General features: G+C 47.4%; 16 protein-coding genes and 1 pseudogene. 9 read left to right on the top strand and 8 right to left on the bottom strand.

Annotated features, from left to right (window positions below):
• Window positions 1-712: 712 nt before the first annotated feature.
• The 3 genes from rnr to BACSA_RS20860 all read left to right on the top strand — a co-directional run bounded on the left by rnr (window position 713) and on the right by BACSA_RS20860 (window position 3,628).
• Window positions 713-2,860 (top strand): ribonuclease R, encoded by a 2,148-nt coding sequence (rnr, locus tag BACSA_RS12340; protein WP_013618421.1) that lies wholly within the window; start codon window positions 713-715, stop codon window positions 2,858-2,860.
• Between the two features lie 104 nt (window positions 2,861-2,964).
• Entirely contained in the window at window positions 2,965-3,210 is a 246-nt protein-coding gene (locus tag BACSA_RS12335) for a DUF6364 family protein (protein ID WP_013618420.1), read from the top strand.
• A gap of 106 nt (window positions 3,211-3,316) precedes the next feature.
• Window positions 3,317-3,628: a type II toxin-antitoxin system VapC family toxin gene (locus tag BACSA_RS20860; protein WP_052305995.1), complete on the top strand. Its 312-nt coding sequence runs from the start codon at window positions 3,317-3,319 to the stop codon at window positions 3,626-3,628.
• On the opposite strand, the gene BACSA_RS12325 is transcribed toward BACSA_RS20860, so the two are convergent.
• The 5 genes from BACSA_RS12325 to aroQ form a co-directional block, all read right to left on the bottom strand.
• On the bottom strand, window positions 3,625-4,848 hold the full coding sequence (locus BACSA_RS12325; RefSeq protein ID WP_013618419.1) for an FtsX-like permease family protein: 1,224 nt from the start codon (window positions 4,846-4,848) through the stop codon (window positions 3,625-3,627). The two genes, BACSA_RS20860 and BACSA_RS12325, sit on opposite strands and share 4 nt — an antisense overlap.
• Window positions 4,845-5,180 (bottom strand): 30S ribosome-binding factor RbfA, encoded by a 336-nt coding sequence (gene rbfA, locus BACSA_RS12320; protein ID WP_013618418.1) that lies wholly within the window; start codon window positions 5,178-5,180, stop codon window positions 4,845-4,847. The genes BACSA_RS12325 and rbfA overlap by 4 nt, the downstream gene beginning before the upstream one ends.
• A gap of 118 nt (window positions 5,181-5,298) precedes the next feature.
• Window positions 5,299-5,937, bottom strand: coding sequence for an O-methyltransferase (locus tag BACSA_RS12315; protein ID WP_013618417.1), 639 nt, complete (start codon window positions 5,935-5,937; stop codon window positions 5,299-5,301).
• Window positions 5,937-7,397 (bottom strand): pyruvate kinase, encoded by a 1,461-nt coding sequence (pyk, locus tag BACSA_RS12310; RefSeq protein ID WP_013618416.1) that lies wholly within the window; start codon window positions 7,395-7,397, stop codon window positions 5,937-5,939. The genes BACSA_RS12315 and pyk overlap by 1 nt, the downstream gene beginning before the upstream one ends.
• A 14-nt stretch (window positions 7,398-7,411) precedes the next feature.
• Window positions 7,412-7,834 (bottom strand): type II 3-dehydroquinate dehydratase, encoded by a 423-nt coding sequence (gene aroQ / locus BACSA_RS12305; protein WP_013618415.1) that lies wholly within the window; start codon window positions 7,832-7,834, stop codon window positions 7,412-7,414.
• Window positions 7,835-7,903: 69 nt separating this feature from the next.
• Between aroQ and xerD the strand changes: the two genes are divergently transcribed.
• From xerD to BACSA_RS12275, 6 genes are all read left to right on the top strand, one after another.
• On the top strand, window positions 7,904-8,815 hold the full coding sequence (gene xerD, locus BACSA_RS12300) for a site-specific tyrosine recombinase XerD (protein WP_041584026.1): 912 nt from the start codon (window positions 7,904-7,906) through the stop codon (window positions 8,813-8,815).
• 147 nt (window positions 8,816-8,962) lie between these two features.
• Window positions 8,963-10,639 carry a tetratricopeptide repeat protein gene (locus tag BACSA_RS12295; protein WP_013618413.1) on the top strand — a complete coding sequence of 559 codons (1,677 nt, stop codon included), beginning with the start codon at window positions 8,963-8,965 and terminating at the stop codon, window positions 10,637-10,639.
• Window positions 10,640-10,767: 128 nt separating this feature from the next.
• Complete coding sequence (locus BACSA_RS12290) at window positions 10,768-11,775, top strand: thioredoxin-like domain-containing protein (protein WP_013618412.1); 1,008 nt, start codon at window positions 10,768-10,770, stop codon at window positions 11,773-11,775.
• Window positions 11,776-11,795: 20 nt separating this feature from the next.
• Window positions 11,796-13,334: a YifB family Mg chelatase-like AAA ATPase gene (locus BACSA_RS12285; protein WP_013618411.1), complete on the top strand. Its 1,539-nt coding sequence runs from the start codon at window positions 11,796-11,798 to the stop codon at window positions 13,332-13,334.
• 88 nt (window positions 13,335-13,422) lie between these two features.
• Window positions 13,423-14,478 carry a hypothetical protein gene (locus tag BACSA_RS12280; protein ID WP_013618410.1) on the top strand — a complete coding sequence of 352 codons (1,056 nt, stop codon included), beginning with the start codon at window positions 13,423-13,425 and terminating at the stop codon, window positions 14,476-14,478.
• A 688-nt stretch (window positions 14,479-15,166) separates the two neighbouring features.
• Window positions 15,167-18,127 carry a hypothetical protein gene (locus BACSA_RS12275; RefSeq protein WP_013618409.1) on the top strand — a complete coding sequence of 987 codons (2,961 nt, stop codon included), beginning with the start codon at window positions 15,167-15,169 and terminating at the stop codon, window positions 18,125-18,127.
• A 250-nt stretch (window positions 18,128-18,377) separates the two neighbouring features.
• Here BACSA_RS12275 and BACSA_RS12270 read toward each other — a convergent pair whose 3' ends face one another.
• The 3 genes and pseudogenes from BACSA_RS12270 to BACSA_RS12260 form a co-directional block, all read right to left on the bottom strand.
• A complete protein-coding gene (locus BACSA_RS12270; RefSeq protein WP_013618408.1) occupies window positions 18,378-19,964 on the bottom strand; it encodes an ATP-binding protein in 1,587 nt (528 codons plus the stop codon).
• 451 nt (window positions 19,965-20,415) lie between these two features.
• On the bottom strand, window positions 20,416-22,194 hold the full coding sequence (locus BACSA_RS12265) for a RagB/SusD family nutrient uptake outer membrane protein (RefSeq protein WP_013618407.1): 1,779 nt from the start codon (window positions 22,192-22,194) through the stop codon (window positions 20,416-20,418).
• Window positions 22,195-22,218: 24 nt separating this feature from the next.
• Window positions 22,219-25,413: pseudogene (locus tag BACSA_RS12260) on the bottom strand (SusC/RagA family TonB-linked outer membrane protein).
• Window positions 25,414-25,960 lie beyond the last annotated feature (547 nt).

The raw sequence follows: 25,960 nt of genomic DNA, 5'->3' as shown, positions 1-25,960 counted from the left end.
AATCGTTGAATTATGCAATACCCGGCGCAACGACATCCATCCGTTTATGAATATAGATGCGTGATGTATTCATTATAGCTGCATCACGAAAGACAAGAAGCGTTACGTTACAGTTGTTACGGAAGTTTTTTGTGCTATATGTGCGCAACATAAAGCGTGCGTGGTGTTGTAAATATATGGCATACAGTATTTTAAGAAACAAAAACAGCATGGCAGCATGTGACAGTGTGACAATTGTGACAAATGACAATAATGTTTTTCCAAAAACGGAAGAAGCAAGAAGAAAAGATAGATATTTATATTATATATTATATATATAAATATATATAATATATAATATAAATATAGTCACACACACCTTCTCCGGAGGACGAAAAACCATTTTCAGTTATTGTCATTTGTCACAATTGTCACACTGTCACAAAACGCCTTTCATCTTGCGGCAAGGATAAAGGGAGGCAGGGATATGTCCGTAAACGACTGATAACCAACATACAAATTCGATTTAACACAAAAAGCCCCTTTTATTAACAGATTTTTACACCTACCCCGTTCCAAATCCATTGCCAATCGGCGGAAAATCCGTATCTTTGACATGGAATGAAAAACCTGTGGCAAGGATGAAGAAGATTCCATTTATTTTCTTTACTTTGTAGGAGGAAACAAGACGAAGGGCAACGCTTTTGCCTCCGACAAACTAAAACATACGACTATGGCTAAGAAGAAAAAAGAAAAAAAAGGCATCAAGCGCATGAAAAAGCGCGACCTTGCCGAGCTGATTGCCAGCCACTTCCAGCTCCACGCCGAACAGACATTCGGCCTGAAACAACTCTTCAGGGGACTGAAGCTCACCACGCATCCGCTGAAAATGCTTTGTGTAGACGTTTTAAACGAAATGATAGAAGACGGCTTCCTCGTCGAGCCTGAGAAAGGAGAATTCAAGCTGAACGGAAAGGGGCAGATACTGACCGGCATATTCCAGCGCAAGAGCAACGGAAAGAACTCGTTCACGCCCGATGAAGGCGGCGCCCCTATCTTCATCGCCGAACGCAACGCGGCGCACGCCATGAACGGCGACCGGGTGCGTGTGGCACTCTGCGCGCGGCGCAAGCGCAAAGAACCGGAAGGGGAAGTAATCGAAATATTGGAACGCGCCAAGACCACCTTCGTAGGCACGCTGAAAGTGACCAAGAACTACGCTTTCCTGCTCACCGAATCGAGCACGCTGGCAAACGACATCTTCATCCCGAAGGAAAAGCTGAAAGGCGGAAAGGACGGCGACAAGGCGGTGGTGCGCATCACCGAGTGGCCCGACGAGGCGAAGAATCCTTTCGGCGAAGTAGTGGACGTGCTGGGCAAGGCAGGCGACAACAATACCGAGATGCATGCCATCCTGGCGGAATACGGGCTGCCCTATACCTATCCGGCATCGGTGGAAGCCGCGGCGGAGAAGCTCTCGGCAGAAATCACCCCCGAGGACTATGCCGAGCGTGAGGACTTCCGCACCGTGACTACCTTCACCATCGACCCCAAGGACGCGAAAGACTTCGACGACGCCCTCTCCATCCGCCCGCTAAAGCCGGGGCTGTGGGAAGTGGGCGTGCATATCGCCGACGTGTCGCACTACGTGAAGGAAGGCGGCGCCATCGACAAGGAGGCCGTGAAGCGCGCCACCTCGGTATACCTGGTCGACCGCACCATCCCGATGCTTCCCGAACGCCTGTGCAACTTCATCTGCTCGCTCCGCCCCAATGAAGAAAAGCTCGCCTACTCGGTCATCTTCACCCTCAACGACAACGCCGAAGTGAAGGATTACCGCATCCGCCACACGGTCATCAAGTCGGACCGCCGCTTCACCTACGAAGAGGCGCAAGCCATCATCGAGACCGGAACGGGCGACTATACCTACGAAATACTGGAACTGAACCGCCTCGCCCAGCAGCTCCGCGCACGGCGCATGGCAGCAGGCTCCATCGACTTCGACCGCGTGGAAGTGAAATTCGAAATCGACGAAAAAGGCAAGCCGCTGAGCGTGTACTTCAAACAATCGAAAGAAGCCAACAAGCTGATAGAGGAATTCATGCTGCTGGCAAACCGCACCGTGGCGGAACACATCGGCAAAGTGCCCAAAAACAAGAAGCCGAAAGTATTCCCCTACCGTATCCACGACCTGCCCGACCCGATGAAGCTGGAAAACCTGAACCAGTTCATCGCCCGCTTCGGCTACAAGATACGCACGGGGGGAAGCAAGACCGAAGTGTCGCGCTCGCTCAACCGCCTGCTCAGCGACGTGTCGGGCAAGAAAGAGCAGAACCTCATCGAGACGGTATCGCTCCGCGCCATGCAGAAAGCCCGCTACTCCATCCATAACATCGGGCACTACGGGCTGGCGTTCGACTATTACACCCACTTCACCTCGCCCATCCGCCGCTATCCCGACCTGATGGTGCACCGCCTTCTCACCCGCTACGAAGCCGGAGGGCGCACCGCCCAAGCCGACAAGTACGAGGAATTGTGCGAGCACAGCTCTGCCATGGAGCAGACCGCGGCAAGCGCCGAACGCGCCTCCGTGAAGTACAAGCAAGTAGAGTTTATGGGCGAACGCATCGGCAACGTGTACGACGGTGTCATCTCGGGCGTCACCGAATGGGGCATCTACGTGGAAATCAACGAGAACAAGTGCGAGGGCATGGTGCCGATGCGCGACCTGGGCGATGATTACTACGAGTTCGACGAGAAAAACTACTGCCTCATCGGACGCCGCCATCACCGCAAGTTCAGCCTGGGCGACCCGGTGAAAATCAAGGTGGCACGCGCCAACCTGGAGAAGAAGCAGCTCGACTTCACGCTGGCGGAATGAACGTTGTGGAAATTGAAAATAAAGGTTTGAGAATGAAGGATTTCCATTCGGGCAAAGAAATTCTTCATTCTTCATTCATTCTTCAAGCATTTAAATGATTACTTATGGACACCATACAAATAAACCCAGCCTTGTGGCATGAAGCCGAACAATTGGCAAAACGCCACCATACAGACCTAACTCACATGGTGGAATCCTTCATTCGCCACTATATAGAACAAATGAATAAAAAAGAACCGAAAGAGCAGGTTACACCTTTTGTTGAGAGCTTAGGAATTGACCTCCAGCTACCCGCCGATTTTGACGAAAAGGAAGCATATCGCAAACATTTAGAAGAGAAATACAGATGAAGCCTAAAATTTTTGTTGATACAAATGTAATGGTTGACCTTTTAGCACATCGGGAGCCATTTTACGAATCCGCTAAACGTTTATTTTCTTTAGCGGATACAGATAAATGCACCATGTGATAGCTGCGCTTTCTTTTTCAACAACCGCCTATTTATTAGAGCGTAAATTGACGTATGATGAATTATCCACTATCTTACGTCAATTTGCTTCTATTGTAGAAATCGCTTCTGTAGATGAACGAGTAGTAAGGAAAAGCCTTTCTACGACATCCCGGTTCAATGATATAGAAGACGCTATGCAACATTATGCCGCGACTCAATCCGGATGTGACTTTATCATTACACGGAACGTTAAAGATTTTACGCAATCCGATATTCCTGTATACACACCGGATGAATTCTTGAACAAAAGAAATTAAAGCAGCCGCTTGCTGAGATACCTTACGGGATACCATACCGAAAGGAAGCCCACAAGAAGCACCGTGACGAAGACTATTATCACATCCATAGCCTCTACGCTGACCGGATAGGCATCGACCACAAAGCTTCCGGAACTGCCCAGACGGATTAGCCCGAACGTCTGCTGGAGCCAGCAGAGCAACAAGCCCGACACCACCCCGATAAAAGCCCCGAAAAACGAAATCATCCGCCCCTCGAACAAGAATATGCGCACAATCTGGTTATCATCCGCACCCAAATTACGCAAAGTCACCACGTCTTCGCGCTTGTCGATGATGAGCATCGAGAGCGAACCGATGACATTGAAACAGGCTATCACTAAAATAAAGGTAAGGAAAAGATAAGAAATCAGCTTTTCGACACGCATGATGCGGTATGTATCCGCCTGCTGCTCGTAGCGGTCTTGCACACGGAACTCTTCGCCCAGACGGTCTTGGAGCTTGCGCTTTACCGCGTCTATGTCCGCATCCGGCTTCAGGCGCAGATTGACCGAACTGACCTCGGTATCGTATTGGAACAACCGCCGCGCAAAAGCCAATGACGTCAGGATATACGAAGCGTCGTATTTCTCCTGGTTGACCGCAAAGACCAAGCCCGACGAGAACAGATTCCCGCTCACAAAAGCCGCGGAAGGATTCGCCACGTTCACTTTCGCCCCACGCTTGGGCGCATATATTTCCAACGGGTCGAGGAAACGGATGCCGCTCCCCAAAGCCGAAAGCAACTGGATGCCGGGAATGGCATAATCCGCCACCTCGTCATGCAACGTCAGGCTGCCCCGCCCGAACAGGATGCTGTCTATCGGGGTAAGGCGGTCGAAATTGTCTTCCACTCCCTTGATGACCGCCATCGCCTGCCTCCCCTGGTATTGCACCATGGCATTGTCTTCGAGCGACTCGGAATAGACCGCCACCTCGGGCATCTGCTTCAAGGCAAGCACACGCGGGTCTTGCCCGTCGAACACCTTTCCGCGCACCGCCGTAATCTTTAATTCGGGGTCAAAGGCGGTGAAGAAAGATGCCACAAGGTCCTGGAACCCGTTGAAGACGGAAAGCGTGCACACCAGCGCTAACGTAGCCAACGCCACCCCGCATACGGAGATAGCCGAAATGACATTAATCGCATTGTGCGACTTCTTCGAAAACAGATACCGGCGGGCTATGTAGAAGGGAAAATTCATTTTTTCAGCAACTCATCGATATGCGCCGCATAGTCCAGCGAATCGTCTACAAAAAACTTCAGCTCGGGAATGATGCGAAGCTGGAAGCGCACGCGCTTGCCCAGCTCGTAACGGATGGACTTCACATTGTCGTTGATGTTCTTCACAATCTCCTCGGCACGTTCAGAGGGGAATACGCTCAAATATCCGCGCGCATAGCTCATATCGGGGCTGATGCGCACCACGCTCACCGACACCAGTACGCCATGCATCGCCCGCGTCTGCTGCTGGAACATCTCGCTCAACTCTTTTTGAAGAAGCCGCGCAATTTTGTTTTGTCTGGTTGTTTCCATATATTTCTTTGGGTTTTATGTTTTCAGGCAACAAGGTACCCGATGACAAGCTGGCAAGGTTTTAAATACCTTATACCATTCAGGACCTTGTCAACCCGTCAACTTGTATCCTTGCCAACTATTTCTTTCGAATTATCGTCAGTCCGTCCCGCAAAGGAAGGATTACTTTTTCCACACGCTTGTCGGATGCCACATAATCATTGAACTTCTTGATGCCGATGGTCTGCGCATCTGCACTGCGGGGTTCTTCCAGCACATGCCCGTCCCATAAGGTGTTATCGGCAATGATATAGCCCCCGGCACGGAGCTTGGGCAATATCATCTCATAATAATCCATATACACCCGCTTGTTGCCGTCGACGAAAGCAAGGTCGAAGGTGATGTCCATCGCAGGGACCATCTGCAGGGCATCGCCAATGTAGAACCTGATTTTATCGGCGTAGGGCGAGCCTTCCAGCCACGGGCGGGTGAAATCTTCCTGCTCGTCATTGATTTCGAACGTATGAAGCATGGCGCCCTCTTCCAGCCCTTCGGCAAGGCACAAGGCAGAATACCCGCTATACGTGCCTATCTCCAGCACCTGACGGGGGCGGATCATCTCGACAAACATCTTCAGCATCCGCCCTTGCAAATGCCCCGAAGCCATGCGGGGGCGCAAAAGCTTGACATGCGTAGCCCGGTAAAGCGCTTTCAGGTAATCGCTTTCCGGATCAATGTGCGCAAGTATATACGCATCCAGCGCGTCGGTTTCTTTCATTATAAATACCTGTTCCGGTTAGGCAATACATAATCGTCGCCGGCTTCCAGCACATCATCTACCTGATTGATTTCGAGGAACGAAGTGTGCGTGCCTTTCTTTCCTCCGCTCAGGTATGCCACCATCTCCTTGCGGGTCAGGACACCGTCATTGAGCAATTTGCGCAATGCCGTGAAATAATATTCCTGCCCGTTTGCCTTTTCGGGCATATAGATGGCTTCCACCCCGTACGACAAGGCAAGATGGCGCATGGTCTTCTCCTTATAGCAAATGGCCAGTACCGGATATTTCCCGCGGAATGCAGCCAGGCTGCGTGCCGTACGCCCGCTGAAACTGTCGGTGATGATGGCGCGGATAGGCATGAGGGTCGTAGCGCGTACCGCCTGTTTTGCCAGGAAGCTGGTCACATCGGTATTCTCGGGAGTCAAGGGGATAGGAATGTCGTTTTCCTCCATCTTGTCTTTCTCGGCTTGCGCAGCCACTTTCGTCATGGTCTTCACGGCTTCCACCGGATATTTCCCGTATGCCGTCTCGCCGCTCAGCATCAACGCATCCGTACGATAGTAAATGGCATTCGCGATATCGGTCACCTCCGCACGGGTCGGGCGCGGGTTGTTAATCATCGTATGAAGCATCTGGGTAGCTACAATCACCGGCTTGCGCGCCAAGATACATTTCTTGATGAGCTTGCGCTGAATGCCCGGGATGCGCTCTTGGGGCACTTCGATTCCCAAGTCTCCACGAGCCACCATAACCCCGTCTGCCACCTCCAGGATTTCGTCAATATTGTCTACGCCTTCCTGGTTCTCAATCTTCGCGATAATCTGAATGTCGCTATTGTGCGCGTCGAGTATCTCGCGGATATCCAGCACGTCCTGCTTGTTGCGCACAAACGAGTGGGCAATGAAGTCGATGTCTTTCTCAATGGCATACAGGATGTTGTTGCGGTCTTTCTCGGTAAGCGAAGGAAGATTGATGCGTACGCCCGGCACGTTCACGCTCTTACGGTTGCCCAGCGTGGCATCGTTGCATACTTCACAGAACAAGGTATCTTCGTTCTTATCCACCACCCTCAGTTCCAAATCACCGTCATCAATCAGCACATCCGCCCCAACCGAAAGATCGTGTACGAATCCCGGATAGCTGACCGCAATGCACTCATGCGTAGTCTCCCGGTCGGGATTTCCCACGATGCACACCTTTTCGCCCGTCTTGAAGTCTATATGCCCTTCGGCACTCGCCGTAGTACGCACCTCCGGTCCCTTGGTATCCATCAAGATGCCAATCCGGTTCGATACCTGACGCACGTTGTTAATCAATTTCTCGAATCCCTCGCGGCTGGCATGAGCGGTATTCATGCGCACCACGTTCATTCCTGCATTAAACAAGTCTCTGATAAAATCAACATCGCAACGCAAGTCAGATATAGACGCCACGATTTTTGTTTGTTTGAGCATCATATAGTTTTAAGTTTTTAGTGTTTCGCTAATAAAGCCTCCATTGCCAGCCGGTACGAATCAAGCCCGAAACCGCAAATCACCCCGCGGCACGCGCAAGCTATCATCGACTTGTGGCGGAACTCCTCGCGTGCGTGTACATTAGATATATGCACCTCGATAACAGGAGCGGACACCGCACGGATGGCATCCTGCAAGGCAATGGAAGTATGGGTATAGGCTCCGGCATTCAGGATAATCCCGTCACAAGTGAAACCCGTCTCGTGAATCTTGTCAATCATCTCTCCCTCCACATTCGACTGGAAATACGCTATTTCCACCTCCGGATAACGTTCTTTCAATATTTGCAGATAATCTTCGAACGAAGTCGAACCGTAAATGCCCGGTTCGCGTTTGCCCAGCAGATTGATGTTAGGGCCATTGATTATTTGTATCCTCATATTTATGCCGAATAAAACTTTTTAATAACTTTGCCGAGAAAAAACTCGGCACAAAGATACGAAAAAGAAATGAAAACCTACGAGAAGATACTGTTAAAGTACCGCCAATACCTGAAATTAGAACGTTCTTTATCGGGAAACACAATCGACGCCTATCTGACCGACCTGGACAAACTGCTCGCATACCTCACCCTGGAAGGCATCGGCATTACCGACGTGACCCTGCAAGACCTGGAAAACTTCTCCGCCGGACTTCACGACATCGGCATCCATCCCCGCTCGCAAGCCCGCATCCTTTCGGGTATCCGCTCGTTCTTCCGCTTCCTCACCCTCGACGACTACATCCGCCAAGACCCGAGCGAACTGCTCGAATCGCCCCAGATAGGCAAACACCTGCCCGATGTGCTGACCGTAGAAGAGATAGACGCCCTTATCGGCGCTATCGACGAGACCACCCCCGAAGGGCAACGCAACCGGGCGATACTGGAAACCCTGTATAGCTGCGGCTTGCGCGTATCCGAGCTCTGCAACCTCAAATTATCCGACCTCTATCTGGACGAAGGCTTCATCAAGGTAGAAGGCAAGGGAAGCAAGCAACGCCTGGTGCCCATCTCCCCCCGTGCCGTCAACGAGCTGAAAAATTATTTCACGGAACGCGGATACGCCAAAATCAAACCCGGATACGAAGACTTTGTATTCATAAGCCGGTTCGGGAAGAACATCTCGCGCATCATGGTTTTCCATATAATAAAGGAACTGGCAGAGCGCATCGGATTGAAAAAGACCATCAGCCCGCACACCTTCCGCCACTCGTTCGCCACCCACCTGCTGGAAGGCGGAGCCAACCTGCGTGCCATCCAAGCCATGCTGGGGCACGAAAGCATCGGAACGACCGAAATCTATACACACATCGACCGAAGCATGCTCCGGCAAGAGATTATCGAACATCATCCACGGAACAAAAAAAAGCGTTTTAACTAACCGTACGGGTGATTTTAATCTTTTTTTTAATATTTCTTTAAAAAAAGAGCGCAAAAAACGAACAGCTATTGGAGTTTTTCTTATCTTTGCCCCAAATATTAAAAACCGACTAGATTATATTTTTAACAAACCAAATAATAAAAAACCATGATTAAGAAGTTGTATTTGCCCTTAGTGGCATTGTTAGTTCTTGCTTTCTCTTCATGTAGCAAGATGGGTGAATTGGACCCGAGCTATTTCACAACTGATCCTGAAGTATTGGAAGCTATCGGCGGCAAAGTGCCTGTTACTATCACAGGTAAGTTCCCTGAAAAGTATTTCAAGAAAACAGCAACCGTTGAAGTTACTCCGGTTTTGAGATGGGACGGAGGCGAAGCCAAAGGCCAGCCGGCTATGTTCCAAGGTGAAAAAGTGCAAGGTAACGACCAGACTATCTCTTATAAGATGGGCGGTACCTATACGATGAAAGCCTCTTTCGACTATGTACCCGAAATGGCTAAGTCTGAACTGTATCTTGATTTCAAAATCAAGAAAGGAAAGAAAGAATACACCATCCCTTCTGTAAAGATTGCCGACGGTGTTATCGCTACTTCTGAATTGCCTACCGTTAAGTCGGCTAACGCCGCATACGCAGCTGACGCGTTCCAACGCATCATCAAGCAGGCTCAGGAAGCTCAAATCATGTTCTTGATCCAACAGGCTAACATCCGCGCAAGCGAATTGAAGTCAGAAGGCATCAAGGATTTCAACAAGAAAGTGGTTGCTGTAAACGGCGACAAGAAAAACTTCAAGTTGAACAACATCGAAATCTCTGCTTACGCATCTCCGGATGGTGGCGTGAAACTGAACACCGGTTTGGCTGAAGACCGTCAGGAAAACACTGAAAAGTACCTGAACAAGCAATTGAAGAAAGGCGAAATCGAAACTCAGGTTGACGCTAAATATACTGCACAAGACTGGGAAGGCTTCCAGGAACTGGTTTCTAAATCAAACATCCAAGACAAAGACCTCATCTTGCGCGTCTTGTCTATGTACCAAGATCCGGAACAACGTGAAACTGAAATCAAGAACATCTCTTCAGTTTACAAGACCTTGGCAGATGAAATCCTTCCGCAATTGCGCCGTGCACGCCTGACCGCTAACTACGACGTTATCGGACGTAGCGATGAAGAAATCAACGCCGCATTCGACGCGAAAGAAGACTCTATCAGCGTTGACGAATTGCTGTATGCAGCTACCCTGACTCAAGACAATGCACGCAAGGAAGCTATCTACAAGAGAGCTATCGAAAAATATCCGAACGACTTCCGCGCATACAACAACTTGGGTATGATGTCATACGCAGCAGGCGACCTGAACGCAGCTGAAAACTACTTCAAGCAAGCCGCAAGCAAGAGCGCAAGCGCAGCTGAAGTTAACACCAACCTCGGTTTGTGCGAATTGTGCAAAGGCAATGTAGCAGAAGCTGAAACTTACCTGAGCAAGTCTACAGGCGCTAACACCGCTAACGAAGCGCTGGGTAACCTGTATATCAAACAAGGCCAGTACGACCGTGCCGTACAAGCCTTCGGCGACACCAAGACCAACTCTGCCGCTTTGGCTCAAATCTTGGCTAAAGACTACAACAAGGCAAAGAGCACATTGGAAGCAGTCAAGAATCCGGACGCTTATACTGATTACCTGATGGCTATCGTAGGTGCACGCACCAACAATGCCGACCTGGTTAAGTCAAGCATGGCTAAGGTAGGCCAGAAAGACGCAAGCTTGAAAGCAAGCGCTCAAAACGACCGTGAATTTGCTAAATATGCAAATGAGATTCAGTAATTGAATCTGGTTTACTCATAAATTGTATATTTTTTTAGGAAAAGCCGGAGTGCAAATTGCATTCCGGCTTTTTTATTTCAAATAAATTACGTATATTCGCAGGTCAATTCATATATATTCAACGAGCCATGAAGTTACTTCCAACGCTTACCGCACTTAGCATGCTTTTCCTCCTTTCCTGCAAGGGGGATTCGACGTTCACGCTTCAGGCAGAAATGGACGGGCTTGCGGACAAGCCCATACTGGTGGTCTACGATGACCCCATCTCGAAACTCGACACGATTTTCCCGAAAGAAGGGAAATTCAATTATACGTTCGTTCCCGATACCATCACGCTCTTCCGCCTGGTTCTGCCCGAAACGGGAGAGATGATTCCTGTATTCGCCGACAAGGGACAGGAAATGACACTAAGCGGAACGTTCCAAGCCCCCGGCATCACAGGAGACGGGATGAACGGGGAATACGGCGCGCTATTGAAAGAAATCCAAGCGTTGAAGGACTCGGCATCCGCCGCACAAGCCGCGGAAAAATTCATCCAAGCCCATCCTTCTTCTTTCGCATCGGCATACCTGATTAACAAATACTTCATCCAAACCCCTTCGCCCGATACGAAGAAAATCGAGCAACTAATCGCTCCCCTTACAGGAAATATCAAAGACAGCCGCATCCTGAGCGTAATCCTCAAGGCTTTGCCCGCACAAGAGGACAATGCCCGGCAAAACAAGGAATACGTCAATTATTTCTCGTGCAAAGACCGCGAAGGCAAATACATTTCGTGGACAGGGGAAAAGGGAAGCTATACCCTGCTCAACTTCTGGGCAAGCTGGGACAAGGAAAGCCTTGTCCGGCGCGACTCGCTGGAAAAACTTGTCGGGAAATTCCCCGAAAAGAAATTCAAGGTCTTGAACATCTCCCTCGATTACGAAAAAGACAAGTGGCTGGAAAAATGCAAGAAAGACACCGGGAAATGGATAGAGACATGCGATTTCAAGGGCTGGAACAATCCGGTGGTAAAACAGAACCAAATCCATGCGCTCCCTGCCAACATCCTGATAAACAATAGCCGGAAAATCATAGCAACCCAATTATACGGACAAGCGTTATATGAAAAGGTAAAAGAACAACTGAAAGAATAAACCTGTAAACCCAACCTTAAATGCTAATCAAACTATTCGGTGCAGCCGTTCAAGGAATAGATGCAACCATCGTCACAATCGAAGTCAACAGCTCGCGGGGCATTAAGTTTTTCCTCGTAGGCTTGCCCGATTCAGCCGTAAAAGAGAGCCACGAACGCATCGTAGCCGCCCTTCAGGTCAACGGATACAAGTTCCCCACCTGCCAAATCGTCATCAACATGGCACCCGCGGATATCCGCAAGGAAGGTTCCTCGTACGACCTTCCGCTGGCGATAGGCATCTTAGCGGTATCGGGAGCCGTATCTCCCGAAAAGCTCGACCGTTACCTCCTCATAGGCGAATTGAGCCTGGACGGAAGCCTACAGCCCATCAAAGGCGCCTTGCCCATAGCCATCTGCGCCCGCCAGCAAGGATTCGAAGGATTCATCCTCCCCAAGCAAAACGCGCGTGAAGCCGCCGTGGTCAATAACCTGAACGTGTACGGCGTGGAAAACATCACCGAAGTCATCGATTTCTTCAACGGCAAGCGCGAACTGGAACCTACTATCGTCAATACGCGCGAGGAATTTTACCGGAGCCAGACCAATTTCCCTTTCGACTTTGCCGATGTCAAGGGTCAGGAAAGCGTGAAACGTGCCTTGGAGGTTGCAGCGGCAGGCGGACACAACCTGATTATGATAGGCGCGCCGGGAAGCGGCAAGTCGATGATGGCAAAATGCCTTCCCAGCATCCTTCCGCCCCTTTCGCTCGCCGAGAGCCTGGAAACCACCAAGATACATTCCGTAGCCGGAAAACTGGGGAAAGACTCGTCCCTCATCGCCGTCCGCCCGTTCCGAAGCCCGCACCACACCATTTCGCAAGTCGCCATGGTGGGCGGGGGCACCAATCCCCAACCGGGTGAAATCAGCCTGGCACACAATGGCGTCCTCTTCCTCGACGAGCTTCCCGAGTTCAACCGAAGCGTCCTCGAAGTCCTCCGCCAGCCCCTCGAAGACCGGCACATCACCATTTCGCGCGCCAAATATACCTTGGATTATCCCGCCAGCTTCACCCTGATAGCCTCGATGAACCCCTGCCCCTGCGGATATTACAACCACCCCACCCGCCATTGTGTATGTACGCCCGGCCAAGTGCAAAAGTACCTGAACCGTATCTCCGGTCCCCTCCTCGACCGGATTGACATCCAAGTGGAAATCGTTCCGGTACCCTTCGAGAAGCTTGCCGAACGCAAGGCAGGCGAGCCCAGCGCCGCCATCCGCGAACGGGTCATCCGTGCCCGCCAGATACAAGCCAAACGCTTTGCCGGCCTTCCGGGCATCCATTGCAATGCCCAGATGACTTCGCGCCTCCTGCACCAGTACGCCCAGCCCGACTCCCACGGCATGGTTCTTCTTCGCACCGCCATGGAGCGTTTCAACCTCTCCGCCCGTGCCTACGACCGCATCCTGAAGGTCTCGCGCACCATAGCCGATTTGGACGGAAGCGAAGCCATCCTCCCCAAACACCTTGCCGAAGCCATCAGCTACCGGAACTTAGACCGGGAAAACTGGGCAGGATAACCGCTTAAAAATGTTAAGAAAACAAGAAAACAATCTGCCCTAAAATAAAAAGACATATCTTTATTGAAACCTAAAAACCAAAGTCAATATGAAAACGAATGTGTTAACACAAATGTGGGGCATATTCTTGATAATGAGCGTATGCCTGCTTGCAAGCTGTTCGGAAAATGATACCCCGGCATTGACCGACCCTGCGGAAATGTATGAACCCGATCTTACTTTCAGAGGCGATGCACTCTCTTTGCAGATAAACGGCACGACCGTTACAGACTGTTCTGTATATTTCGAGCCGGTGGAAGAGGACTCTACGCAAATGATGATGTATATCATGAACTATGTCCCCCAACCGGTAAAAATCTTGATAAAAACCACTCCGGGCGAAGGAGTAGTGACATTCGAGGCTGTTCCCGGTGGCTTCATATACGAAAGGCAAATCAAAGGGACCTATTATGCTGATACAGACAAAGCTGACGGGTCAAGCAGGCGAATACAAGCGGACTGTACCCTCTCTGCCTATTGGGGAACAGGCTCAAACGAATATCATTTTCTCTCAAAATGCCTATTCCGCACTGCAGCTAAAGCTGGTACGATAGAATGGCAAGGAAAAGAAATAAGCCGATGGGATTTCGTACAAGAGGTATTAGATAAAATCAGTCTGCGCATTGCCGAAAAAATAACCGACATGAAACTGGTGCTCCATGAAGACTTCACCTTCGAGACATGGCTGAAACAAGCAGGCCAGACAGACTACGAATTATGGATGACCGCCCGTTATTGGATAGACCCGCAATACACAAACTCCATGTCGTGGCTCTTCACGCCCGAACAATGCGAACAATTCTGCGCCCAATGGTTAGGCTCTCCGTTAGACCCTTACGGCAAATCCCCCTTCCAGAAATGGGGAGATTATTATGAATTGCCCATTACCTATTGGAATACCAGCAATGGATTCGCTTGGACCATCGCCAATCCCAACCGATATACCGCACTGGACATGTTCATGCAAGGAAAAGGCATGGAAGGCTTGACCGAAGAAGAAAAACAGGAAATGGAAATGTTCAGCCAAGTATTATACGATGTAGAGGATTTGTCCGACTGGATGTCGTGGTGCATTGTACTTGTTCCAAACACAATCGCAAACTAAACATCTACTTCCCATATAATTTGCCAGGTAAAGAGGCAGATATTTCATACTATACACGGCATAGATTTGTTGTATTCTGTGCCGTGTGTATTCTATGATAACATCAACAAAAATGCACAATTTCATATTGCGCAAAGCATAAGTCATATCGTTTTTTCAAAAGGCATACTTTTACGTTCTTGATATCAAAACCGTATGGTTTTGCATTGGAAACCGTACGTTCTTGATATGGAAACCGTACGGTTTTCATATGGAAACCATAAATGGAAGCTGGCTGCAACGGCAATGTAACCCAAATGCGGAAACAACAATTTCGAGGAGATGCAGGCTTTCATTAAGAGAAAAAACAGGTAATATCCCGGTTTTGCAATCTATTCCCGAAGATATGTTTTCATCGTTTTTATTGCATTCTTTCATGTAAATCCTACTATATCAGTCACTTATTTCACGCTTTTTACTCAATTTCAGATTACGAAACCGGCACAGATTTGCGCCGTTTTGTTATAAAACTTTAATTCGTGGGATGTATATCATTCATTATCAACACTTTCATATTCTTATGTCTGTTATCGGCGCGTTTACTGACGGGGCTGAAAATCAGGGGTTTCGGGCGGATTCGGCGGTACGTGTAACGGCTTGAGTTAGAACGATTTGGGTTTTTTAATTTATAAATTAAATTTATTTTGTTATGAGAAAAAAGTATTTAAGTGCACTGCTGTTCGGAGCGCTTCTGTTCGCTTCGGCAGGAACTTTTACCTCTTGTAAAGACTATGATGATGACATCAACGGTCTGCGCGAAGATGTTACCAGCTTGCAGAGTGCTGTGACTACATTGCAGAACGCTGTGGAAAACGGCAAATACGTAAGCGCCGTTTCAAACAATGGCAACACCATCACCTTTACTTACACGGACGGTACGACTACAGAAATCACTTTGGAAGACGAAGTGGGTAGCGTGGTTACTGTAAACGCTGACGGTGTTTTGTGCATCGACGGCGAACCGACAGACATTAAGGCTGCTGCTGATCCGACTCCGGGCGAAGAACACAAAGACCAGATTATCATTGAAAACAACATGTGGTCTGTTCTGCAGGAGGATGGTACATATAAATCTACCGGCATCCCTGTATCGGGCGTAACTGTATCGGGTAGCGAAGCTGACGGTTATACCTTCACTATCTATGCTTCGGACGGGACCCCGCAAACCGTGAAATTGCCTTCTGCTGTATCTTCTATTACTGAAATGACATTGGGTACTAAAACAATTCAGTCTAAGGAAACATACAACTATAGCGATGACTATTTGACTGATGGGACGGAAGGTAGTGCAGTTTCGGTTCAACCAAGAGGCGTTTTGATTTCTCATCAGGACTTTAACTTCAATCCGAGTGACGATGTAAAGACTGATGGTATTACATCTGCATCGAAATGGTTAGGAAATAAGAAATTGCCGAATAATGGTGATTTCATTTATGCATCTCCTACCCAAATCGATTTGCGTATGGATCCGGTAGATGTTCCGGCTGAAAACATCAACTTCTACTTGACAAATACGTTAAATAAAGATGTAGAACCGGTTGTATTCACTGCAAGCCCTTCACAAACGGATGGCAGTGCAATGACTGGAAGCGAAATCAACGGTCGTGCCGCTACTACCGGTAATGGTTTGTGGGCATTGTCAATGGCTAATCAGGTGGTTGCTAAAGACGATAATGAAGATGTTTGGGATGCTATCAAAAAATCTGAAGGAAATACGAAAGAAGCTGCTGTAGTATATGCATTGAATGCAAACCATGGATTCCGCAGCAAATATCAGTTGACAGTACAGCGAATCAATCCTGAAGAATTAACAGGTTTCTATATTGAAGGAATACCAACTGAAGAAGGTCAAGAAAATAAAACATTCAACTTCAAGGTAGAAGAAGCTTATGTTGAATACAATGGACAAGATTCACCTTTGAAATCTGATTATCTGTTAGGTGACCAAACAGGTAGTGACCAAAATATTTCTTTCAAGACAAATGTAGAATACACTGTAAATGCTGTGCAAGCATCAGCCTTGTATGATATGTACTTGACTGCAGATGATTCAGACCGTGAAGTTTATGGTTTGAGCTTCAATCAAGACAAACACACCTTTACGATTGGCAAGAATCCGGATGTATCTTCTATTCCTGCTGAATTTGACTTGATTATCTACAGCGTAGCTAACAATGGTGAAGTTAAGAAAACAGTTGTTACTATCGTATTGAATAGCGAAATCACTACTCCTGCTGAATATGGCTTACACGAACATGATGTTAATATCGAAGATTATAACAACAACTACTTCGGCATCGATTTGGCTACAATGAAGACTGCTTTGGGTGACAACCTCAACCAATGGATGCAAAATGTGGACATTAATAAGGATGCAATCACATTCCAATGGTCTACAAAAGCAGACAAAGACTTTAAGGCTATGCCTGATGGTATCACGGCTATGGTTGTAGAAAAACTGTCGAAGAAAGATAGTAAGGACCACGCAGCTGTAACCGATAGAAACAAGGCTAACTATATCCAAGTTGATATTGATAATAGCAAGATTAACAGTGATGATGCTGGTCTTGAACTTGATAAGACTTATTACATCAAGGCAACATTCAAGGCTACGAAAGAAAACGGTGGCAATGTATTGAACAGCATCGTAGTTCCGGTTGAATTCCATGCACCTGCATTATCTGAATTGTTCTCTAAGAAAGATGCATATTTGGATAAGACCAACGATGTAATCAATGCTTACTTCTATCAGACTAATAAGGGTAATAACGAAACAGCTCCGACTGCTGTAACTTTGGCAAGATACTTCAACGACTTTGTAAGCAATGCTCAAGTAACCTTCACTAATGACAAGGTAGGTGAAACTGGCGAAACTGGCGAAACATTGTTTGAATTGCAGTGGACTAATGGTACTAACACAGTTAAGAGCAGTGCAGAGGATGCAATTGTTTACTTCGGTAAAGACAATTCTGTAGAAGACTCTGACGAAGAAGTTTACACAACTCTTGACTTCGATGCAGATAAAGCAGGTATCAATGACAAGAACCAAGGTGCTAACGGTTATAACGAAGTTGTAACTATCAAGGCTACTAAGGGTTACTTCAATACTGATGAAGCAGCTATTGCAGGTTGGAACTATGCAGAAAACAGCGATAAGGAATACACATTCAAGATTCGTCTGATGAGCCCGATTTATGAAGGTACTGTAACTCCTGTTTCTGGAAGCACAATCAACATCAGTGCTAATGACTGGTCTAAGGGTGCACGCATTACAGACGCAATGATCAAGGGTGAAGATTACAACGGAAATGATTACAATGTTGTTCCTGACAAGGTAGTTACCGAGAGTGGTTCATATGTTATTGCATGGGACAATGAACAAATCGACAAAGTAACTCCGGGTCGTGATAAAGAAAACTTGATTAAGAGAATTGAACTTGCTCCTGCAACTTATGATTCTGAAGCTAAGAAGCAGTATAATGGCGCATTTGTTGTATATGGTGAAAATATTACTAATACGACAGAAGTTCAAATGCCTGTAACTGTAAAAGACGTTTGGGGATACGAATTGCAAGAAGAAGTATCAGTAACTATTCAAGCGAACAAATAATCTTAACCGATTACTCTATAAATAAAAAAAGCGACTCGAAAGAGCCGCTTTTTTTGTGTCTACCTGCGATACTAGACTTCCCTGTCACACTGGATTCCGCATTTCACTCAATGAACTGTAGGGGCGTATCGTATACGCCCGAATACGTCTACTTATCCATGCGGATGTTTTTAGGGCGTATGCGATACGCCCCTACATGGACTGTTTACGAAATTCACAAATAGTAAACCATAAATAGTCAAATCGTAAATCAGACGGTTTTCCAGTCCTCCACCGTTCCCGTTTCGGAAGAGAAGTTCACACCTATTTTATATAAGATGCGTGGGTCGGCTTCGTAGGGCTGGGCATAGCCTTTCGCCTCTATCTGTGCCAGGGCTTCGTCCGCCGTGCCGTCTCGTTTGAACTCGAAGATGTAGATGTAATTGTCCGTCTCTACGATGCAGTCGGCACGTCCCTGGCTTTGCTCCTTCTCGGTATAGACCGTGTAGACGCTTATCAGGCGGAAGATGAGGCAAAGCGTATAGTGGAAGAAGCGTTCCTTTTCCGCCTCGTCTTTCTTGCTGCGCATTGAATAGGGGATACTGGCGAGAAAGGATGTGAACAGCTTGCGGAGCTGTTCCACATCGCCTTTGCGCATGGAAACAACCACACTCCTTATCCAGTTATCCAAATTCTCCTGAGGCTTCAAGTAGCTGGAAGCGATCAGAGACACGAAACCGCCTTTCACCTCATTGTTCGGGAAGTCGAGCAGGAACATGCCGAAATCCCTATCGTAGTCCTTGATGGTCAGACAACCGCTCTGGTAAATCATCGGGAGGGGTTTCTCTACGTCTGCCTTATAATCTACGAACTCTTTGGGGGCGTAATACTTGCCGGTCATTTCGTTCAGGTCCTCCTGCGTATGGTTCATCAGGCGGATCAGGTAGGTAGGCGTGCCGCTGGAGAACCAGTAGTCACGCAGCTCTCTTTTAGCAAACGCGTTCAACAGGCTGAACGGATTGTACACATCCGTCAGGTTGCTGCTGAAATGATACCCGTCGTACCGGTGTTTCAATATATTCAGCATCCCTTCCACTGTAGTACCGTATTTCTTTGCCAATACCCCGATCGGTTCGGCGAAGTAATGCTCCAGTTCTTCCTGCGTGATGCCGCACAGCGTCTCGTACTGGTCGTCCATGCTGATGTCGCTTGGCTGGTTGAATCCGCTGAACACGCTTACCTGCGAGAACTTGGTCACGCCCGTCAGCAGGACAAACTGCAGGTCTTCGTCAGCGGTTTTAAATACCGAATAGAAGTTCTTCAATATTTCCCGGTTGCGGTCTTCCAGCAGGCGCCTTTCACCGTCTATCGTAGTGCCATATCCCGTATCCAGCACGTCAAGGACAGGCTTGTCGTATTCGTCTATCAATACCACGCACCGCCTGCCGTACCGTTTGCGCGCCTGATGCAGCACGTGGATGAAGCGTGCGCCTGTCGTTTGCGCCGTATCGCTCCTGCCATACAGCTTCTCCCAGGCTGCCAAGGTCTCTTCTATTCTCGCTTCCAAATTGCCCGACAGGGTAAAGTCGCCCACGTTGAAGTCGATATGGAACACGGGATATTCCGCCCACTCGGTCTCTAGCTTATCAATGGCAAGCCCCTTGAACAGTTCTTTCCGCCCCTGGAAATAGCATTTCAGGGTAGACACCAGCAGGCTCTTGCCGAACCGGCGCGGACGGCTCAGAAAATAGATTTTCCCTTCTTTTACCAACCGGTAAATCAAACCAGTCTTGTCGACATAGACATAACCGTCTTCTATAATCTGATTAAAGCTTTGGATTCCTATCGGGTACTTCATTGTGAATTACGTTTTTAAGGGTTTATGCAAAGGAACGAAATTATTCTGAAACGGACAAATAAAAAAGACCGTCGCAGCATGTTTCGGAATATGTAAACTCTGGGAATCATTGAAAACAGATTCAAGCTAAGAGCCTGTTTAAATTTTCCAATAAAGTAATATTCTATCAGGTTCTTTTGCGTTTGTTTCCGGTCTGTTTTCCCGATTTTATTCGTCAGATAGCCCGCTATCCTTCTCATAAAATCAGAAAAACATCCTCGAAAACAATTCGCAAAATTAACCTGAGCAAAATTTAAACAGACTCTAAAATAACTTGTAAGGCAGGAGCAAAAAAAGAACCATACCGCACTCAACAACGAGTTTGATATGGTTCTTTTCATGTTTACAGTTACCATCTGTAACTTTCAGCGTATTCGCCTTAACAATTGGCATAACTCTTGGCAAAAAGCCGTTAATATCCCGGATTCTGGTCGGCAGAAGATAGCTGGTCATTGGCATCTATCGCCGCTTGCGGAATGGGCCATAAAAGTTTTTCCCCAATCGCCGACTCTGCCGTTCCTTGCAACTCCGAATTATACAGATTATTGTATTCAATCAGTTTGCCTGTACGGCGAAGGTCCATACGGCGATATCCGTTACCGAACATTTCACATGCCGATTCTTTCAGGATTGCATCCACATCCACACTCGCCACATCGGCTACGCCTGCCCTGCGGCGTATGGTATTCAAACGTTCCAATGCCGTAGCGGAATCCCCGCTTTTCAGATACGCCTCTGCCGCAACCAAAAAGATTTCAGGCAGGGTAATGATATGAATGTCACGGAAACTGCGGTCACTGTTATAGCTTGCCGTATTGCTGTCATCAAATTTACGGCAGGGCTGAATAGACCAGCTTTTTTGATAACACTCGGTCTCCAAATCGTATTTCAGAATAACGCCGTTATCGACCTCTTCCCGGTCCGTCTCATAAGTTGACATCGGATCCATAATCGCCGTTTTTTCGTTTTGCGGGATAACGTATGTCTGCTCTCGGTTCTCCGGATCTTCGGCACGCCATGCCGATACCGATTCATCGTCGCATTCCCAATAAGCCGGATAATATACGCCTACCATACGCCCCATGGCTGTATTGCCATTTTCATAAAACCCGAAATAGTCTCCCAACGGATTCCCGTCTTGCTTAAACCCCTGGTCAGGATCCCAAGCGCCGGTTACCAACAATGTTTTCATAAAGGTGGCATCATAACGCTTATCACCTTCTTCGAAATACCTGAGCGTATGCATGTAAGGGACATAGCATGAGGCACCGTTTTTCATCCCTTCTTCCGAACCTCCATAATAATTGCAATAAAAGTTCTGCCAGCAATTACCGTCTGTCTGGTCGTGGGTGCTGTCGAAATCAAATTCAAGGTCAAAGATGAATTCGGCATCATCATCGCCCGAATAATCAGCAGCCCACAAATCTGCGAACTCTGTGGTCAAGGAACGCCCGTCAATCACTTCATCGGCATATCGGGCGGCTTCGGAAAAATATGCGTCATTTCCCAAATCCCATGCAGCCGACAGATAAGTTTTGGCAAGCAAGGCTTTAGCCGCCTCGATACTGGCTTCTCCTCCGCCGGCAGTTGCAGAAGACTCCACCAGCAGATTGTTCGAGATGATGCTTTCCAGCTCTCCGATAATGTAATTATACACTTCTTCAGCCGTCGCCCGAGGATAACCTTTTACTGCCGTATCAGCATATTCGGTAACAATCGGCACTCCACCGAAATTATTCACCAGCAAATAGTAAAACAATGCTTCCACAAAACGCCCTTCGTCAATCGCTTTTTGTTTGGTTTCATCGTCAACCGAAGCGTTCGGCGCATAATACTGGATAGCCAGACAAGAACGGATGCCGTCATAGCATTCCGTATAAAACGTTTCTACCGTACCGTTTTCGGGCGTAAAGTTCAGCCAGCGGTGTAATGCCTGGTCGGATGTCTTGCGCCCTTGCTGATACAAGTCCGTCCCGGCATTGAAATAAAGAGGCGTATCACTATCATTGAAAAGCGGGTCCAACTGTGCATACGCATCGTACACCAGTGACTGGAAACCGTCGGAAGTAGCGAAATAATCCGTATCCGTCACTGCACTCTTATTTTCAGGAGTAAGAAAATCATCACATCCAGCCAACACCATGCTGCCTGCAGCGATGAAAGTGTATAATAATTCAATTGTCTTTCTCATACGTATAGTAATTATTGGTTATTGTTAAAACTTAAGGTTCACACCCACCTGATAAGTAACAGAAGCCGGACCGCCATTTGTAAGGTTGGCATCTGCCCATTCCGGGTCAAACCCTTCATAATCGGTAAAACAGAACGGATTCAGCACATTGAGGTAAAGGCGCAAATGCTTCACGGCAAACTTGCTCATCCACTTTTGCGGGAAAGTATAGCCTAACGTAATGTTTTTCACTTTTACAAAAGATGTCTTGTGATAGCGCACCGCATCACTGCTCTTGTCGAAATAACCGCCCGCCGTTTTATCCATATTGGTCGGGTAAGGATATTCGCCGTAATGGGCTTCGGTGAGAGTCGTTACATTCCCGTCTTCGTCCAATACCGGAGTTCCGGCAGGAATATAATAGTCAAAGCTCATTTTCTGCCGCCCACGGTCACTATAGTCCAGATATTGTTCATGAAAATAACTGCGGGACCATTGCCCTTGTTTCGTATACAGCATGAATGAAAAATCAAATCCTTTATACGTCATGGTCGAACTCAGGCTGCCTGTCCATTTGGGGTCGGTACAACCATAGATTTGCTTATCCTCCTCACTGATTACCCCATCATCGTTCCAGTCGTTCACTGCATATTGCCCTTCGTACCATCCATACTTCTGATATACTTCTTTCAAGGTATAATGTTTTTTCCCATTCACGGTATTCATGGTCACCCCGTCTTCCGTAACCACTCCCGCACCTGTATAGCCACGCAATACATTCAGGCTCTCGCCGATAAACCAATTATTCGATGTGTCGTCACCGTTCGGCAATTCGGTAATCTTGTTCCAGTTCCGCGCAAAGGCAAGGTTCATGTCCCAAGTGAAATTCTTGGTACGTATGATGCCCAGCCCCAATGCCAGCTCTATACCGGTATTTTGCACACATCCGATATTGGTTGTGACTGAACTTTCTCCTGTTTCAAGAGGAACGGTAGAGTCCATTATCTGCCCGTCGGATATGCGCCGGTAAAAGTCGGCAGTAAGGTTGATGCGGTTCCGCAACACACCGATATCCACTCCCGCGTCAAATTCCTTGATGCGTTCCCAAATAAGGTCTTTGTCTATCAGCCCGTTCGGATAATATCCTTGATATTCTATCCCATTGATAGTAACATAATTAGGACCTGAAGCCGAAGATTCCGTGACATAATCGTCTACGTTATTGTTTCCGGTAATACCATAAGAGAGACGAAGCTTCAAATTGTCGAGCCAACGGACATCCTTCATAAAGCTTTCTTCCGACATACGCCATGCCACAGCTGCCGAGGGGAACCATCCCCAACGGTTACCTTTGGCAAACCGGGAAGAACCGTCAGCACGTATGGTTGCCGTTGCCATGTAACGCCCCTTATAAGAATAATTCAAACGGGTAGCGACTGATACCAAGGACGATTCGGTATAAGTAGATTCTATGGTCTTTGTACCCGACCCTTTATCCATCGCATGGTAAGATAATTTGTCATCTGAAATATCGTTTACGGTTTGCGTATAAGTTTCCTTATTCGAAGCATACATGGAAAACAGCCCCATGACGTTCAATGAATGCTCTCCTCACGTCTTTGCATAATCAATCTGATTATCCCAAGTCCAGTCCAGACGCTCTGTATTGATTACAGAAGCCTGGTTATGTTCCTGACTCTGGTAATAAGCAGTTCCCAACGGATACTCATCTGAAACTCCCGTCCCGTAGAAAATGCCTTGCCTGCCATGATAGTAATTGGGAGAAAAAGTGGTCGTAAAACGTAATCCTTCCAAAATGTTAAAACGCAGATACATATTACCGAAAGTATGAAACTTACGGGTTTCATTATCATACGCATCGATGACAAAATCCACCAAAGGAGAAGGGGTAGAAGTCAATGACATGGTCCCTACTTTTCCCGGAAGAGCAGCCAGACTTCCGTCTTCTTCATAAGGAGACAAGACCGGCGCCATCCAGAAAGCATTATTATAAGGAGAATAACTGCTTGAAGTCGCGGTAATCCAGTCATCCTGCACATCGTGTACCAAATTGACCGACATACCGGCTTCGACGACTTTTGACAGCTTACTGTCAAACGAACCTTTGATATTAAAACGCTGGTAATCGTTGTTCTTGAAAACATTTTCTTCACTCTGGTACCCCATGCCCAAACGATAACTGGTTTTCTCCGTAGCACCGCTCGCGCTGATATAATGGTTTTGTTGTGTCGCGGTGCGCAACACATAGTCAGACCAGTCATAAGTCTCATTCGTCAAATACCTTTGCATCAATGTAGAATTCTGCCAATCGGTTCCATTTTGAAACACCGATTGCAAGTTAGAGTCAGTCATGACATACGTTACATGCCCGTCCTCATCTACCGTTCCTTCTGTATAGCGGGCAAACCGGTATTGCATCCATTCGCGCGAATCCATAAGTTCAGGCATGCGCGCCACCTTGCGGACACCATAATAACCATCGTAAGAGATTTCCACCGGTTGTGCCTTGCCCTGTCCCGCTCCCGCGCCTTTTGTCGTAATGACGATTACACCCGCAGAAGCGCGCGAACCGTAAATGGCGGTAGAAGACGCGTCTTTCAATACATCTATCCGCTCTATATCTTCAGGATTCAAGAAATCAATGGATGAGACAACCATTCCATCAACCACAAAAAGCGGGTCACTGCTGTTGTTGATAGATGCTTGTCCGCGGATTTGCATGTCAAAACTTCCGTTGGCACGGCTGTTGCTTTGCGTAATATTCACACCGGGTATCGCCCCCTGCAATGCGTCTTCTACACGTACCGTACCGCGGGATGCCAATTTCTCAGAAGAAACAGAGGCAATAGAACCAGTCAAATCGCTTTTTTTCATGGTTCCATAACCTACCACCACCACTTCATCAAGCGTTTTGGTGTCTTCTTTCAACACAATGTCAAAATGTGTCCGGTTCCCAACAGCTACCGTCTGCATAATGTAACCAATAAACGAAATTTGAATCTTTGCGTCCGCCTGCACATTCAACGTAAAATTACCATCCAAATCGGTAATTACCCCATTAGTAGTACCCAATTCAGTAATATTTGCACCAATAATCGGCTCATTGGCTTCATCAACGACCGTTCCCGTAATCGAACGTTCTTGCGCAAACGCCGCCAAACATAGCATGTTCACCCAAAGGACTGCGAATGCTTTCTGCACAATTTGTTTTACATACATACGATTTAAGTTTTAAAAAATTATACAATAAGATTAAGGCAACGAAAATCCTTTTATAATTTCGCCTAAAACAAATATATGAATTTAAACATCTGTGTAAAGCAGGATTACACACGCAGCAAATGACTATTCAACGAACCGTTTTTTCCATCGGATGAACCTGTTATTTTTCAAAGTAAAACCTGCACAAGAAAAATTGAAGAGAAAAGGATATATTTCCGAATATTAAGCTAATATTCACAATCGAATGCAGATGAGCAAGTTTCTTTAACAGACAAGAGGAACAATCCCAATAGGGATATCTACGGCATAGCACAATGTCATGAAGACTGAGGGAGTAATAATTTGAGACAAACTCCAGTTCTTATAGCGCATTTCTCACTTCCGGCAGACAAGACACTATAAGATAAGAACGGCAATGAAACAAGAACAAGTCCCCGAAGCAGACAGCTGCTTCATTTTATGTATCCATATTCTTTTCTCAGTCCTTCCTATCAGGACTGCAGTCCTAGCCTGCCAGGACTGGAGTACTGACCTGTCAAAACAG

It is taken from the genome of Phocaeicola salanitronis DSM 18170, from assembly GCF_000190575.1.
Classification (GTDB): domain Bacteria; phylum Bacteroidota; class Bacteroidia; order Bacteroidales; family Bacteroidaceae; genus Phocaeicola; species Phocaeicola salanitronis.
This window is presented reverse-complemented; position numbering and strand designations above follow the sequence as displayed.